The 14,711-nt window shown below is 43.4% G+C and carries 15 protein-coding genes and 5 pseudogenes; 9 read left to right on the plus strand and 11 right to left on the minus strand.

Annotated elements, in window-relative coordinates; translation table 11 throughout:
• Positions 1 to 126 precede the first annotated feature (126 nt).
• The 9 genes and pseudogenes from AAIG39_RS01500 (at position 127) to AAIG39_RS01540 (ending at position 7,017) form a co-directional block, all read left to right on the plus strand.
• Positions 127 to 330 (plus strand): hypothetical protein, encoded by a 204-nt coding sequence (locus AAIG39_RS01500; RefSeq protein ID WP_090082421.1) that lies wholly within the window; start codon positions 127 to 129, stop codon positions 328 to 330.
• 1,407 nt (positions 331 to 1,737) lie between these two features.
• Positions 1,738 to 1,988 (plus strand): annotated as a pseudogene (locus AAIG39_RS01505) (hypothetical protein); the annotation flags it as partial.
• A gap of 94 nt (positions 1,989 to 2,082) precedes the next feature.
• A complete protein-coding gene (locus AAIG39_RS01510; RefSeq protein WP_090082424.1) occupies positions 2,083 to 2,487 on the plus strand; it encodes a BPSL0067 family protein in 405 nt (134 codons plus the stop codon).
• A complete protein-coding gene (locus AAIG39_RS01515) occupies positions 2,474 to 2,845 on the plus strand; it encodes an STY0301 family protein (protein WP_343193042.1) in 372 nt (123 codons plus the stop codon). Before AAIG39_RS01510 ends, AAIG39_RS01515 begins: the two co-directional genes overlap by 14 nt.
• 647 nt (positions 2,846 to 3,492) lie before the next feature.
• Positions 3,493 to 3,722: pseudogene (locus AAIG39_RS01520) on the plus strand (integrase); the annotation flags it as partial.
• Between the two features lie 327 nt (positions 3,723 to 4,049).
• Complete coding sequence (locus AAIG39_RS01525) at positions 4,050 to 4,412, plus strand: GtrA family protein (protein ID WP_343193043.1); 363 nt, start codon at positions 4,050 to 4,052, stop codon at positions 4,410 to 4,412.
• Entirely contained in the window at positions 4,409 to 5,347 is a 939-nt protein-coding gene (locus AAIG39_RS01530; protein ID WP_343193044.1) for a glycosyltransferase family 2 protein, read from the plus strand. The genes AAIG39_RS01525 and AAIG39_RS01530 overlap by 4 nt, the downstream gene beginning before the upstream one ends.
• A complete protein-coding gene (locus AAIG39_RS01535; RefSeq protein WP_343193045.1) occupies positions 5,334 to 5,807 on the plus strand; it encodes a hypothetical protein in 474 nt (157 codons plus the stop codon). Before AAIG39_RS01530 ends, AAIG39_RS01535 begins: the two co-directional genes overlap by 14 nt.
• On the plus strand, positions 5,791 to 7,017 hold the full coding sequence (locus tag AAIG39_RS01540) for a DUF6056 family protein (protein WP_343193046.1): 1,227 nt from the start codon (positions 5,791 to 5,793) through the stop codon (positions 7,015 to 7,017). The genes AAIG39_RS01535 and AAIG39_RS01540 overlap by 17 nt, the downstream gene beginning before the upstream one ends.
• On the opposite strand, the gene AAIG39_RS01545 is transcribed toward AAIG39_RS01540, so the two are convergent.
• The 11 genes and pseudogenes from AAIG39_RS01545 to AAIG39_RS01595 all read right to left on the minus strand — a co-directional run bounded on the left by AAIG39_RS01545 (position 6,997) and on the right by AAIG39_RS01595 (position 14,677).
• Positions 6,997 to 9,342 (minus strand): glycosyl hydrolase family 28-related protein, encoded by a 2,346-nt coding sequence (locus AAIG39_RS01545; RefSeq protein WP_343193047.1) that lies wholly within the window; start codon positions 9,340 to 9,342, stop codon positions 6,997 to 6,999. The two genes, AAIG39_RS01540 and AAIG39_RS01545, sit on opposite strands and share 21 nt — an antisense overlap.
• A 71-nt stretch (positions 9,343 to 9,413) precedes the next feature.
• On the minus strand, positions 9,414 to 10,379 hold the full coding sequence (locus AAIG39_RS01550) for a gp53-like domain-containing protein (protein ID WP_343193048.1): 966 nt from the start codon (positions 10,377 to 10,379) through the stop codon (positions 9,414 to 9,416).
• Positions 10,376 to 10,972 carry a DUF2612 domain-containing protein gene (locus tag AAIG39_RS01555; RefSeq protein ID WP_343193049.1) on the minus strand — a complete coding sequence of 199 codons (597 nt, stop codon included), beginning with the start codon at positions 10,970 to 10,972 and terminating at the stop codon, positions 10,376 to 10,378. The genes AAIG39_RS01550 and AAIG39_RS01555 overlap by 4 nt, the downstream gene beginning before the upstream one ends.
• 3 nt (positions 10,973 to 10,975) lie before the next feature.
• Positions 10,976 to 11,575 (minus strand): methyltransferase domain-containing protein, encoded by a 600-nt coding sequence (locus AAIG39_RS01560; RefSeq protein ID WP_343193050.1) that lies wholly within the window; start codon positions 11,573 to 11,575, stop codon positions 10,976 to 10,978.
• 458 nt (positions 11,576 to 12,033) lie between these two features.
• Positions 12,034 to 12,609: pseudogene (locus tag AAIG39_RS01565) on the minus strand (glycoside hydrolase family 19 protein); the annotation flags it as partial.
• 8 nt (positions 12,610 to 12,617) lie between these two features.
• Positions 12,618 to 12,935 carry a hypothetical protein gene (locus AAIG39_RS01570; RefSeq protein WP_343193051.1) on the minus strand — a complete coding sequence of 106 codons (318 nt, stop codon included), beginning with the start codon at positions 12,933 to 12,935 and terminating at the stop codon, positions 12,618 to 12,620.
• A 79-nt stretch (positions 12,936 to 13,014) separates the two neighbouring features.
• A pseudogene (locus AAIG39_RS01575) lies at positions 13,015 to 13,131 on the minus strand (antitermination protein); the annotation flags it as partial.
• Positions 13,128 to 13,352 carry a hypothetical protein gene (locus AAIG39_RS01580; protein WP_343193052.1) on the minus strand — a complete coding sequence of 75 codons (225 nt, stop codon included), beginning with the start codon at positions 13,350 to 13,352 and terminating at the stop codon, positions 13,128 to 13,130. The pseudogene AAIG39_RS01575 and the gene AAIG39_RS01580, both read right to left, overlap by 4 nt.
• 27 nt (positions 13,353 to 13,379) lie before the next feature.
• Positions 13,380 to 13,619, minus strand: a pseudogene (locus AAIG39_RS01585) (DnaB-like helicase N-terminal domain-containing protein); the annotation flags it as partial.
• Position 13,620: 1 nt separating this feature from the next.
• Entirely contained in the window at positions 13,621 to 14,526 is a 906-nt protein-coding gene (locus AAIG39_RS01590) for a DNA replication protein (RefSeq protein WP_343193053.1), read from the minus strand.
• Positions 14,513 to 14,677, minus strand: a complete 165-nt coding sequence (locus tag AAIG39_RS01595) for a hypothetical protein (RefSeq protein WP_343193054.1) — start codon at positions 14,675 to 14,677, stop codon at positions 14,513 to 14,515. Before AAIG39_RS01595 ends, AAIG39_RS01590 begins: the two co-directional genes overlap by 14 nt.
• Between the last annotated feature and the right edge of the window lie 34 nt (positions 14,678 to 14,711).

Here is a 14,711-nt window from a genome sequence, read left to right on the forward strand (position 1 = left end):
AATACAGTAAGTTAGTAAATAAAAATACACATGGAACACCTTGAACAAACAGGACCGCCTGTTAACCCTGTGCGTGAAGGTGTAAAAGTCAGAGATACGGGATTTCCTTATCTTTGAGGTGGTTTTATGCGAGCGACAGAACAGAGTAAAGAGGAGATGGCGAAAGCTATCGGCTACATAGTGATGGAGTTAGAAAATACAGGTTGCACTATCACAGCAGAAGCCATTCATACACGGCTGGAGTTACGTAAGGAGTGCGGGAAGGCGTTTGCAGAAACGACAGCAAACAAACCATACCAAATCAGGTTTAACGAGTCGTTGTGCGGATAAAAGATATTAGCGCCCTACAGGTTTCGATAAAGAAAAATAACTAATGATTTTTTAAAAAATCATTAGTTATAGATACCCCGCATGTACCCCAATAATAAAACTTAATAACTCAGGTATCCTTCGATACCCAAAATTAAGTACATTTATGCACAGAAAATGAAATGTTCCAGCGATTCCGATTATCCTAACGAACATAACCCACTGAAATGTAATGTTTTAAAGAAATGGAACTAATGATGAGGTAACCACATGTTCCATGATGGCCTTTTAGAACAAGAAGGAACGTTTCCGAAGCTGGTTAAAATTAGTTGGTTGTATAAATCAGGTATTGGAAGACATTGATGAGTGGATAAATAAGAAAATTGAAAACTCCAAAATTTGATACCGGACTAAGACATTTAGCAACCTTGCCCTAATCCATAATTTCAAACTAATTACTTAAACGGGCAGCTATCCTACTCTACATGTTTAACAAAACCACACCTTCTGAAACCATAACTACCACCTAAATATATACACAGGCGGCACAGACAGTCCATAAAAAAGTGCGTATATCTTATCTATTCCTTTTGAATAATGTAACATTTCACGATATTTTTTTGTGAGATTCTTCCCTAATGATATATTCATCTTTTGAATTACATAAAGAAGGAAATTTTTATGACGCATAAAGGGACAGGAGAATGTAAATTGGTAATCGACAAAGCTACGGTTCTCGGATAATGCAGATTCATTCCACAATAGGGGATTGTGGCAATAACTAGCCAGAGGAGGTATTGTGGTTTCGGGAAATGCTCAGTAAGACCTGTTACCAGGAACTAACCGGGAGAGACGTTAAGGGTACCGGAAAATGTAGTAGGGATATGACGGCATTCGTTGGTCTCTATGAAACCTGCGGGGAATAGAGGGCAGAACGACGCTAATAAGCTTCATTCTGGAATGATTCTTCACTTATGAATTACGAGTCTACAAGGTATATAATCAGGTATTTACAATGAAAAAAATAGTGCTACCGATTATTTTTATGGCTTTAGTTCCCTCATCTTACAGTACTGAGAAATCAGATATTTTCGCTGGACCAGAAACTGATAATTAGTGGCGTAGTAATGCTGACCGAGGAAAAGCTTCTAAATGCTTACACGCCCTTTGCAATAAAAACATGGGCGAATTAATTACCAAAACAGTGAGTCAAATAAAAGAAAGCAATACTGGTCCCGTTTATAAAAGTAGGTTCCTCAACTGACCATTGGCGATGTCTTAAGTAAGTTTTTCCTCGATTCGCAAAATTCGTGGAAAGGGTATCGTAAGACCTTCAGTTTAGGCGTTGGGTCGCAAATCAGGGAAGAAACCTATGATTACTGGCCTTATATTTATCAGTGTCAAATCAATCTGAATAAAAGGCGTTAGATTGGTGCGCCTCCGTTCGACGCGTCCAGTGTGGCTTAACTGCTTCACGGCATCGAGTCGGTCGGATAGCGCCACCGGCTCGAATCTACCCGGCGCACGCTGGAAAGTATGATTGCTGATGGGCTGCTGGAGCGAGTAATAGTGTACTAAAAGCGTCAGGTAAGGCGCGGCGGTGAACCAGTGCCACGGTGGTGCGCTACGCTCTACCTGGCAAATGCGTGCGGATAAATACCGACGCCGACCAGGAATAATCTCAATCAGACATTATCCCCCTCATTCCCCTCTTGCGTGGAATCTGGCATTTAAAAGAATATAGACGCACTAATCCACTGAGGAATAAAGGAAATGGCTTACATAGCAGCAACGCCACGGGCTTACATCGGGCAATCTGTTGGCAGCGGCCAGTGTGTGGCATTAACTCAAAAGGCAGCCAATATGCCCCGAACGGCAGCATGGAGACGCGGCGTACTGGTTAAAGGAAATACATCAATTGCCCCCGGCACTGTAATAGCAACCTTTGACGCAGATGGTCGATACGGGAACCATACCGATGGCAGATCTCATGCGGCTATTTATCTGGGACAGGATTCTACAGGCATTAAAGTACTCGATCAGTGGATGACATCTTTTACTGACCCGATAACAGGTACTAAATCGCGTAGACCTCACTATGTTAGTGAGAGGATAATCTATTTTACACCAAAGCCACGCCCTGAAAATGTAGGGGGAAATTATTATGTTGTGGAGTAACAAGACAATAATTTTAAGTTCTTTTTTATTTTTTTATCATGGGCTTACGTATGCTGAAAAAATCGAATGCCCTCAGTCTTTGACAGAAAATAACAAGAAATATTCACTTTATAATCTTGATGTGTTTGAGGGCCCGCCTAACGAAATGGGATCTTTAATGCCTGATTCCGATGATTCTGCCGTATGGACATTAAGTGATTCTCAGGCTGCGGCTAAAGCTCGTAATACTTCTATGTTTCTCGTTTGTCAGTTTAAAGGGACAAATAAGACGGTTACTTTAAAAATCCCGGCCAGCGCAAAAAAATGCTCAGCATGGTTCGAGGGCCGCGCTGAACACACACACATAGTTTGCGAATAAGCCCATCTGATTGCCAGATATCGCTGCTGCTGGTGGTTCTGGCAATTACATCCGCACAGAAGCGAGAAACGCACAAATTACGGTTCTTCCCGTACCAATACCGCGTGAGGCAGATACAGGGCTACAATGATTAGCTCTGCGACCTACAAAACTTCCGTAGCTATCCCCCTCTTAAAGAGGGTTTATTTCAGGTTCCCTACTCTCGGTGGGTAAGCCGTCCGACTCGCTCAGAGATAGCCGGTTAACCGGGTAACTTTAGGTTACTACCATCCCGTAAGCCGGTTCTGGATTACGGATTTTACCCTGCAAATTTGCAACATCATGATTTTCTTCATGACGCAAATTAGCGTTACTGGCATCGTCCAGATTTGGACTTTATTGGTTTTGTTCGTAAAGCAGATCTGCGCCACGAAAATTGTTATCCACCAAATCTGGATATTGTTGATTTCCGTTATGCTAAAAAACCTGCATCATCTAAATGGTGACGAAGATAGTTGTCTCAACCTCTATACCACGTGTTGAGGGTAGTATTGAGCAGGAAGGGAGGCCTACGTGGTATCGTATAAGCTGGGATTCAGGCGACTATAAATCGCCTCCTGAGCACAAGCTACGGTGAGCGAGGGTGATGACATCAGAAAGGAAAAACAATGTCACTCTTTCGCAGAGGTGAAACAGGATACGCATCGTGCTCCTACCTGGCGGAAAGCGAATTAATGAAAGTCCTGGCACTGCCGACAAGCGGCTCGCTACTGAACGACATGACAAGCGCGAAGCTGAATTGTGGAGAGTAGACCGCCTGGGCGATTTCCCGGATGTAACGTTTGATGATGTCTGTATGCGCTGGCTGGAAGAAAAGGCCGAAAAGAAGTCGCTCAATGACGCATGAAGTCTCCGGAGCCATTGAAACAGGTTATTAAGTTCGCGCTGGCAACCGGGCTATAGCGGTCGAAAATCATCAATCTGGAATGGTACGCCCTACAGGGTTCGAACCTGTGACCTACGGCTTAGAAGTTCCTGGAACTACCTAAGTTAACAGTAACTTACCGCGTCATTCCTGCGCTCACACGTCCCATGATGCGAAAACATGCAAAGACTTGCAAAGATGTGCAAATCTTTGCGTGTCTCAAATTCGTCCCGCCATCCTGTCGATCGACACTCATCTTGATGTTAGACTGAATTCCGCTTGTTTCAGCGGTAAATCAAAATGTTAAATATTTTTGCTAAATATCTGTCAATTGGGGTCATAAATACACTCATTCACTGGGTGGTTTTTGGTGTGTGTATCTATGGGCTTCGCACAGACCAGGCTCTTGGAAATCTCTCTGGATTTGTAGTTGCCGTCACCTTTAGCTTCTTCGCAAACGCCCGGTTAACATTCAAGGCGAAAGCCACAACAATCAGATATTTGATGTATATCATGTTTATGGGTGCGCTGAGCATATCAGTAGGATGGGCTGCTGACAAATCACAAATGGCCCCGATAATTACCCTTATCACATTCTCTGTTATTAGTCTGGTATGTGGGTTTATCTATTCAAATTATATTGTTTTTAGGGAAGCCAAATGAAGATATCTCTGGTAGTTCCTGTCTTCAATGAGGAAGACGCGATACCTATTTTTTACAAAACCGTCAGGGAATTCGATGGACTAAAAGAACACGATGTTGAAATTGTGTTCATTAATGACGGCAGCAAGGATGCCACAGAGTCTATTATCAACGCTCTCGCTGTTTCAGATCCGTTGGTTGTGCCAATTTCTTTCACCCGTAATTTCGGTAAAGAGCCCGCTTTGTTCGCTGGACTGGATGCATCAACGGGTCATGTGGTTATTCCTATTGATGTCGATTTGCAGGATCCCATCGATGTTATCCCACACCTGATAGCCAAATGGGAAGAAGGCGCGGATGTCGTTCTGGCAAAACGCGCTGACAGGTCATCGGACAGCCATCTGAAACGTAAAAGCGCCGAATGGTTTTACAAGCTGCACAACATGATCAGCAATCCAAAAATTGAGGAAAATGTCGGTGATTTCAGACTGATGTCTCGCGGAGTTGTTGAGAATATTAAGCTGCTGCCAGAGAAAAACCTGTTCATGAAGGGTGTCCTGTCATGGGTTGGTGGTCATACTGAGGTTGTAGAATATGCCCGTGCAGAACGCATCGCAGGCTCTACAAAATTCAATGGATGGAAGTTGTGGAACCTGGCTCTTGAAGGCATTACTTCCTTCTCTACATTCCCGCTGCGCGTCTGGACATATATTGGACTGTTTGTGGCTTTGGTGTCATTTATGTATGGCGCATACATGATTGCAGATACGCTTATTTTCGGAAATCCAGTTCATGGATATCCTTCAATTCTGGTATCAATACTTTTCCTTGGCGGTGTGCAATTAATCGGCATTGGCGTACTTGGAGAATATATCGGACGTATTTATGTGGAAACAAAGCAAAGGCCAAGATATGTAGTAAAGAAAAGAGAAGGAGAAAAAAATGAAATTTTATAATTTTTTATATACTCCAAAGGTGATTTTTTTCACTCTATTTTTGGCATGCATAGTTACATTATCTCTTTCATTTTACTCATGGAATAGAATTAATAATTTTTCATCTGTTGTTGATAAATCAAATTCAAATAACGTAAAATATAACATTGATTTTTGCAAATCAAGTGATGACACTCTATTTATAAAAGGATGGATTTTTGACGATTCCTATCCAAAATCAGGAAAGCTAATTATAACTTCGACAGCCAACTCAAAAGAATTTATCATTCCTTTATTTACTTTCGTAAGAGAAGATGTTTCGAGAGCTTTCTCAAGAACGGATAGCTTTGACAAGGTTGGGTTTAACGCATCCATTAACAAAAGACTTGTTGGTTATAATAACAATGCTGAATTCAATTTCTATTTCATGAATAATAATGGGAAAGTAAATAAGGTTCTTAGTTATGAATGCAAACAATAAACAACTTTCATCATGGGTTTTTTATTCATCAATACTGGCATTCTGTATCATTATTGCCATTAAGTTAAGGTTGATGACTTATGCAGATGATGTAACTTTCTCTCACGCGTTAGATAACATATCAGTATTTGATTACTTATTTCAGCGTTATCATACATGGAGCGGGAGGGTAGTAATAGAATGGATAATGGTATCAACAATAAACTTTCACGGACTCTGGAAGATAATGATTCCTGCATGTTTCGTTTTTTCATCTTACCTTGTATGGGGCATTACTTTAAAAGACAAAATTGATTTTAAATCAGGAACACTATTGGTAATGGCAGCAATGCTGCTTTTAAATGATCCAGTAGCGGGTAATGCACAATGGTGGGTAACAGGGTTTTACAACTACCTACTACCTATGACGTGTGCGCTTTTTCTTATGAAAGTACTTCTTTCATCGCATTCTAGCTTGAGAAAATTATCAACCTCTATATTATTGTCTTTTTTAGCTACATCTTCTGAACAGGTCGCTGTTGTTTTAATTATAACAACACCTTTCATTTATTTTATAAGCTCAGAAAAAAGGTTGAGCAATAAAATGTTGACAATAGCATATGTGGCAATATTGGCTGGGTCTGCGGTTACCTTACTTAGTCCGGGTTCTGTGTCCAGATTTGCTGTTGAGGCATCCAGGTATATGCCCCAAATAGCCGATATGAACATTCTACAGAAAGCTTTGATTGGTGTTGACAGGCTTGTAGAAAATGTTTCGTATGGAAGAAACTTATGCTTCATTGGGGCGATACTTGTCTTTCTTGGGTTCATTTACAAGAGAGGAGCAAATGACGTTATAAGCAAAATCTCCGTCGTTTTTTGCGTGATATCATTTGTCATTTGTTTAACATCCCCATCTTTCTATATGAAAGATATTAGCTACATGACTTATTTAGGAAAATTCTACGTAATTGATTTCGGCAGTATCAAGGTTTACAGTTTCTACCTGTTTTATTTGCTCACTTTAATTTGCATGGCTGTTGGATCAATTGAAAATAATGATGGAGAAAGAGACTATAGAGCATTCATAACATTGATGTCTGGATGCGTTTCTACTATTGCAATTGGACTATCCCCAACCGCTTACGCATCTGGAGAGAGAGTTTTATATGTGTTTAATGTTTGCCTGGTTTTATATGGCGCATTCACTTTAAAAAGAATTATAAAATAGATACAAAGCCCCTTTCGGGGCTTTTTTTATATTTTTATGGAACATTGGTGTATTGATAAAAAGTGCAAATCCGTATGTGTTAGCCGGAATATTTGCACCAGATGCCAGCGTTATTTTAAACACAGCGCTTGTGTTCGTACTTGTTGCATTATCATACCTAATAACCATGTTTGATAACGAATTTGATACTAACGCAGCATATACGGGCTTTCTCGTAAGTTTTCTTGAACTTATATCTACTGATAACGTCCATTCAGCAGTTGAAGACGCAAGAGTCGCTACAACTGATTTTGATAACGTGTATCCTGCATCCTGAATATTCGTATTCGTGCCGGAAAGTAAAGTATCCAGATTACAGTTGTACCAGCTAAAATCACCAAACGTCAAATTGTTAGAGCCGTTGACGCTCATGGCGATATCATAGTTATTGATAGCGTTTTGGCCAATATATCCAGTCCTGTCCAGTGAGGCATTGTTATTTTGTAAAAAAATACCAGTACCGCTTTGACCGTCCCAGCCGGACATTTTATTCCCAATGATTGTGAAACCATTACCACCAATGACGACTATACCTGATGTACCTGGCCCCATAGCTAAAAACGTATTCCCATGTATTACAAAATCATACAGTCCTTCTAGGTGAATTCCCTCTACGTAGCAGTCGAATCCACAGTTAGTGATAGATGCTCCTGATTCAGCAACACATATACTGGTGAATCCGTAATTACAGTTACCAAAGCCGCATCCATTAAAACTGACGCCTTCAAAATGGTCACCATGATACACGCCATAATTGAGAAAATAAAAATCGCACTGGTTAAAATAAAGCCCGCTACCATCTCTATTCTCATCACAATCAATCTTGACGCCAATGCCAGACCTGACGTTATTCGCTGAGAAAAACATGCAATTTGTAAAATGAATTTGAGCGGTATTGTGAAAAAGAACCTGCACTCCCCACCATCCATTGTCACATCTGAATGTTACGTTTTCAAATGTAGTATTTTTAGATGGACCACCTAATACACACCCAGTTTGTATTTCAAGGCAAACACCGGTGCTTTCAAAACCACCATAACAAGCAAAAGATAAATCTTTAAAATCAATGGTTCCGTTAGGTGTCACACTGTTTAGCCAGATATTCCCTGCTGGACCAGTAATTTTGAATACTGATTGAGAAGCACCAGCAGCCCGTATCTCTACAAGATTATTACCAGCCCCTCTAATCTCAATATGAGTGTTCAGACCAAGATCGAAATCAATTCTTGAAGTTATCCTGTAATTACCAGCAGGGATAAAAAGGCAGCCATTCTTTCCATAAAGGGCATTTAATGCGTTACTGAATGCGGTAGTATCGTCTGCAACTCCATCGCCTACCGCTCCAAAATCTTTTACAGATATAGTTTCTAAATTCTTGTCATCCTGAGTTCTGGCGACAGCGTTGGTGAACGGCTGGATTGTTCCAACTACTTTTGCGCCCTGACCCGGACCTGTACCGATAATTTTTGCAATAGCCAGTTTTAAATCAAGCGCACCCTGCACTGTTGTAGCTGAACCGGAATCGGTCAGAGCGCCAATTGCAGCAGCGCCAGTTGAAGCAGCCAGATTTGCTGAATCAGGCTTTTTGCTTAACTCAGCCTGAACAGTTGACGACGCGCCAGTAAGGCTTGTCGCGCCTACCTGAGTTGCGCCTGATGACAACCCCAGTTGCGCCAGAACGTCGTCAGTGAGTTGGATCCAGTTTGATAATGTGGAAGCCGGAGAAGCAGCCAGGCAGAACGAATATCCAAGGTCAGTACGTTTGGCAATATCACCAGGCTGGGCGTCAAGTGCCAGCATCGCCGCTTGATTGCTAACCACAAATGGTTGAGTTAATGCAATTGCCGGAATCGTCGAAACCGGAAGCTTACCATTGGAATCAAGCACTGGAATTGTCGAGCGATCAACAAGGGCTATCCCGCCTGCGGAGTCAGTGGCAATGTATTTATTCTGACGTGATGATGCCGCTGGCATCGGACTTAATGTTTCTCCTTGCGGGGCCCTTACAGTCTGACCTATTGCACTTTGGGCTGCGCTCGCGGCGCTTGCGGCGGATGAAGCAGCGGCAGACGCAGAAGAAGATGAAGATGTAGCCGCCTCTGCTGCATTTCCTGCATATTGAGAAGCTGATGATGATGAGTTTGCAGCTGCCTCAGCAGATGCAGCAGCTTCGGAAGCATAGTTTGGTGCCTCTTCCAGTTCTTGCGCATAGATTTTTGCCTGTGCAGCAGCCACTTCTGCTATAGCGGCATACCGCTTTGCTGACTGAGTATCAGAAAAGGACATAGGTACTCCTGGGCTGCGATAGTTAATCGCATCCTGAATAAAATTTTTAGATGATTTAAAATCAGAGGAAGTTAATAACCAATAACAAACCAGCGAACTCCTTGGCTGGTAGTGGACCCTGATACGTTTTCACCATTGATAACTAATGCAGATGATTTCCCGGCATCAATACCACAGGAATAATCTTTATTAGTGATTAATGCCCCCTTGCTTGCCAAGGCTATAAACGCCCCAATCTGAAAAGCAATCGGGTAATTAACAGTGATTGTTGTTCCGGGAGTTACAGATATCACCCCCCACTGAATGATTAATCCGCTATCAAGCTTCTGATACCCCGTTTCATTAAATAACGAAGTTTGCACCTGATAAACATTCGTTCCGTCGCACCTGACATTAATCACTGATCCTGGCGTGGACTGCACAGAAAGACTTCCGCCCTGCGTTGAAACCAACACCCAAAAGTTACCCGTGCAGTTATTAACTATTCGCCATTCTTTTTGCCATGCAGGAATATATACATAGCGATTCCCTGTCAGAGCTCCTGATAAAACAATCTCATCTCTTGCTGCTTGTAATGTTGATAATGTGATGTTTGCGGTAGTTACCGTGGCAGATGATGAACCATAAAATGAACGCGGCACCCAGCCAGTGAGTGTCCCTGTTAAATTTTCTGGATTAGTTGAGTTGGCATCCAGCGTGTTTTGCCAGAACCCATAAAAGTCGCTGGATGGAATTACCGCGCCAGCAGGATATCCACCAATTGATGTTGAAAATGTTGAATCAAACGGGAATGCTCCTCCAGCGTTCTGCCATTGCTGCTGTTGAGTCACAGCAAACAAAGTACCGTTGACATCCTTACCTGATGGTGGAATGCCTCCTGCGCTCAGGGCTTTCATTGTGATAGCAGGGAAGCCTTTATCAAACGTTGCGGCTCCGGTGTTATCTGTCGTTGTGCTTGATTCAACAGGAATAGTATTTCTTAGTCCATTAATGCTAAACGCTTTAAAAATTCGTGCCGGGATATCGGTTAAATTCATGATGAGATGACCTGTTGAACAATATTGACTGTAACGCCAGCAGGGGCAGGAAGCGCGCCTGAGTTCTGAACAATTGCCAGTTCCGCGATGCTTAGTTCGAATTCAAATACGTAGCTGAGGGTCATTCCTCCATCGTTGCGCACGTAACAAACGCCGCTATCGCCAAACATAAACATCAGCGCTGCATTCATGGATGGAATTGTGCAGTCAGTGATGTTTGCCATCGCCTTCATCATTATCAGCTTGCGATAAATATCGTCTGATAAGGTGATAGTTGATGTTTCTGACTGGTTGTTAAAAAATGGTGCCTGGTTAAATGGCTGAGGGTCATCGACGACTGGAGGAGTTAATAGTGCTTCCGAAAATCCGAGATAAATTTGATTTTCAGTTACAGTTAAAAGTCTGTCTACTACGACTATCTTACCCCACACGTTTAATCCGTATGTGGTTGCTGTTTCAATGTTCCAGATGAGGTCATAAAAATTATCAATAAAGCTTTCTGGTCCAACAGCCTGGTTAAATGTATCAATGAGGCTTAATAGCTTTGTTGAATTCACATACTGGATCATGACGGTAGGATTAATGCTTTCCATTTATCACGATACCCTTTTGAATGCGTAGGTGGTTATTCCTTCACGCCCAAGTTCAGATTCAAACTTGCTCCACTCAATGCAGATAAATCCCTGACTAGCGAACCAGTCAATTAATCCTGCATGGGTGAAATACCATATATGCTCGTCTTTTCTGAAATGACGCGATCTGAGGATATGCTCGGCATTTTCAAAAATGGGTATGGACACAAAAACCCATTCTTTTGCAGCCTGTACGGCCTTTTCTGGCTCATCGATATGTTCCAGGACGTCCCAAAAAGTTAAGGCTCCCGAAGGAGCCTTATAGATATCTTGATATTTTTTTCGCTTTCGCAGCCAGTCTATTCCAGCCGGATTAACATCATATCCCATGCAATCGCACGAGGTAACAAACTGTCCGCATCCGATACCAACATCAACCACATCTCCCTTGTGATGTTTTCTCACGCCATTATCAGGGTCATAAGGCACAACTGACCCATCAGAGTTATCAAGCAGCAGGCAGGAGCAATCAAACGCGTTCGTCAGTTGAGCCGGGGTCAACACGCCGACAAATCGCGGGTAAATTTCCAGAAACTCATTACTGTTGAACACGACGATAGCCATTACGCAGCCTCGCTAGTCTTAACCTCTTCGGTTTTGATTGTTTTGTCGTTTTTCACATCAACCGGCTCGCGGCCATGCTTCACTGCCTTGTTATCCTCGGCGTGGTCGTCAGCACTTGCTGAGTCATTTTCATAAATCAGCGTGCCTTTACGCTCCATGTCTTTAACCATATGCGGATAGGTTTCCAGCACTTCACTCCAGTCTTTTGCCGGAACAACGGTCTTTCCGAAACCACAGGTCAGGACGCCTTTTTCCAGCCCGCGCAAATGAAAGTCGCTTCCCTGTAGAGCTACCTTGCGGTCGTTGGACAGATCGAAAATCAGGCCGTGAGGGTGTTTCAGGCGTACATGAATTAAGTCAGACATTGTGATTCCTTGAGATGAAGAAACAGCCTCCGGAGAGGCTGTGATTTTGCGTGGGCGACCCATAGTCAGATACCAGTCATTTGTGCGACGGCTGCCGGTAGTCCCGCCGTTGATACGTTTTGTCAGTCCGACAATGTCGTCTTTGTCTGCAAATGAATTGCAGTTATTAGCACTCCAGAACCAGCCAGCAGAACGAGCTGCATTCTGGTCCAGAAGCAATAAATCAGGATTTTTTACCAAGTCTAAGTCGAGAGCGTAGCCGCACATTTCGTAATTCAGCCGAAATGTGATTTGCTTTAATCCGCGGCCACGATATTTCCATCCATCACCAGGTTCTGTATTGCGATAACGTCCGCCGTACACAATGTTGGCAATCTCAGCCTGTCGCGCAGGGGATAACGCTAATTCACCAGGCTTGCGTCCGAGCTTTTCTCTTTGCGCAGCGGTAAGGCGATCTCCGAAGATAGCCAATCCGGCAACTGAATAATTCAGTGATTCCACAACCGAGCGCCAGCCGTTCGATTCAGTACCAATCTGAGCAAGGAAATGCGCTTCACGCAGCGGAGAGTTGATGCCGAACTCATCCATCACCTTGATGATGTGCGGATACCACTTGTCAGCCAGTGCAGATGAAATGGCAGTAGCGCGGGTAAACTGGTCTTTGGTCATACATCACCTCAGAAAGAGACTTCGCGCTGAATTCGATTGGCTGGCTTTGGTTGCTCAGAGCTTTGAATTGCTTTGCCGTCTGGCGTGATAATCACAACACCAGGCGAGTTTTGCGCAGTTGAGTTAGCCAGTTGTTGCTCGGCTTTTAATGCCCGCATCTCTGCCGCTGTTCGCTGGCGGTTCATGTCGCTTGCTAACTTCACTGCATTCTCGCTACTGTTCAACGAGTTATTGAACTGGTTGCAAAGAATTGCCGTTAATACGAGAAAAACAATCGGCACGAAATCGATAATATATCGACCGATTCTTAATTCAGTTCTTGCCATAATCATCACCATTGTCATTCTGGCTAAACCACGGCAGCTTCTTTAATACTGCGGCACCTTGCCAACCGGCTGCACCACATCCCATACCCGCCATTACATCGGTTCCGGTTAATGTGTCTGAACTTGTTGATCGGGGTGAGTCGTTAAGCTGGGAGGACTTGCAGAAGTGAAATTTGAGGCTGTTTTCCAGATTCATGCTTTCATCCCCTTTCCTCTCGCCAAATTCATTTTTGTTATTTGCGCATTCAGACTATCGCGCTGCTCTTTAGTGATTTTAGATAGATCAACTTTCGCAAATACGGCGTTAATTTCTCTTTCAATTTCACTCATGGTGATTTGCAGGCAAATTACTTTTAACCACCTTGGAGCCATGGCATGGAGTCCAACTTTTTTCACAAACCACATTTTGATATTCATGCTACCTCCGGGCCGTCAGGCTTATTCAACCTGACCAGAAACACCTTTGCTCTCCAGCGAGTCGAACAACGTCAGGCCATCAACTGGTTTGTTATCCCGGTACATCTGCCGCATTTCGTTGAAGATTAACTGGTGCGCCCGGGTGTAAAACGATTCCGGCTTGAGGATTGAAAGGACTTTCTGCACACGCTCACTGCTGTCGTCATCAAGCAACAGGCCGCCGATAACGCTTTGCTCTGCTTCCAGGTTGTGAGGTGGCGCGAACATGTTATCGGTCATCGCGTTCCCCCTCCCTCACCTGAGCATAAAGCTCCGCGTTCAGGATGTACTCGTAGTTACGCTTTTGCCATGTTTTACCTGTCTTCTGGTCAGGTCGTGATTCGAACATCCAGCGGCATGAGACGTGAATGTATTCCAGGTATTGCCTGAACGCCTGCATACCAAATGGCTCAGTATCTCCAAGCTGTTTGGCAATGGGTTTTGCTTCTCTCCAGAACTTCTGGATCAACTGACGCCGTTTAGGGGTTAGCGTATTCCAGCCCCTGGCATCTGGAACGCATTCCCGAAGCGTATTCCAGACTTCTTCGCATGACAGCCGATGAGGTTTATCAAGAGACTGTTCTCCGACTGCTGCGACATACTTACTACCTTTAGGTAGTAAGTTATTATTTAAATACTTATTGTTTATGGACAACCGTTGGACAACCGTTGGACAATCTTCGCTGAGAGCCTCATTATTACTGGGGTCTTCGTTGGACAACCGTTGGACAACCGTTGGACAATTTTTTGACTGAAAGTCGTCATATTTCACGATTGTTAACAGGCTAAATTTCTTACCCATGGAACTGATATTGAGCATCCCCTTTGCTTCAAAAGTTCTTAGCAAGCTTCGCACTTTGTTGTCAGGGATGAACGTCTCGCTAACCAGCGTTGGCCTTCCTGTCAGCATCTGACCACGCCCTACCGTGACAGGCCCGATATCTGTCTTAACGATAGCGTCTTCATGGTTTGCTTTGAGGATTAGATGAAGCCAGAGGTGTACTGCCTGCGAGTCCTTGTAGAGTCTGCTATCCATAAACTGCCGGTGTATAGAGACAAACCCCATACTGGTTGCCTCCTGCTGTTCAGTGTGGCTTTCAGGCTGCCTGTAGTCAGCTAATTTAACGACGCCCATCTTTCTTCACCCCTGCTTTAGCCAGTCTAAATACGCCAATAAACCGCTCCGCAAACGGGCGGTTATTAGCTGCTGCGACAACCAGTCCATCAGGTGAATCAGGGTGCCGAATCTCTTCATTTTCCTGGTGTTTCCGTTTACGTTTTGGCATACTTACTCCTGTTAATTGTGTTGGCGTAACACAG

The organism is Phytobacter palmae (genome assembly GCF_039409775.1).
In the GTDB taxonomy this organism is placed as follows: domain Bacteria; phylum Pseudomonadota; class Gammaproteobacteria; order Enterobacterales; family Enterobacteriaceae; genus Phytobacter; species Phytobacter palmae.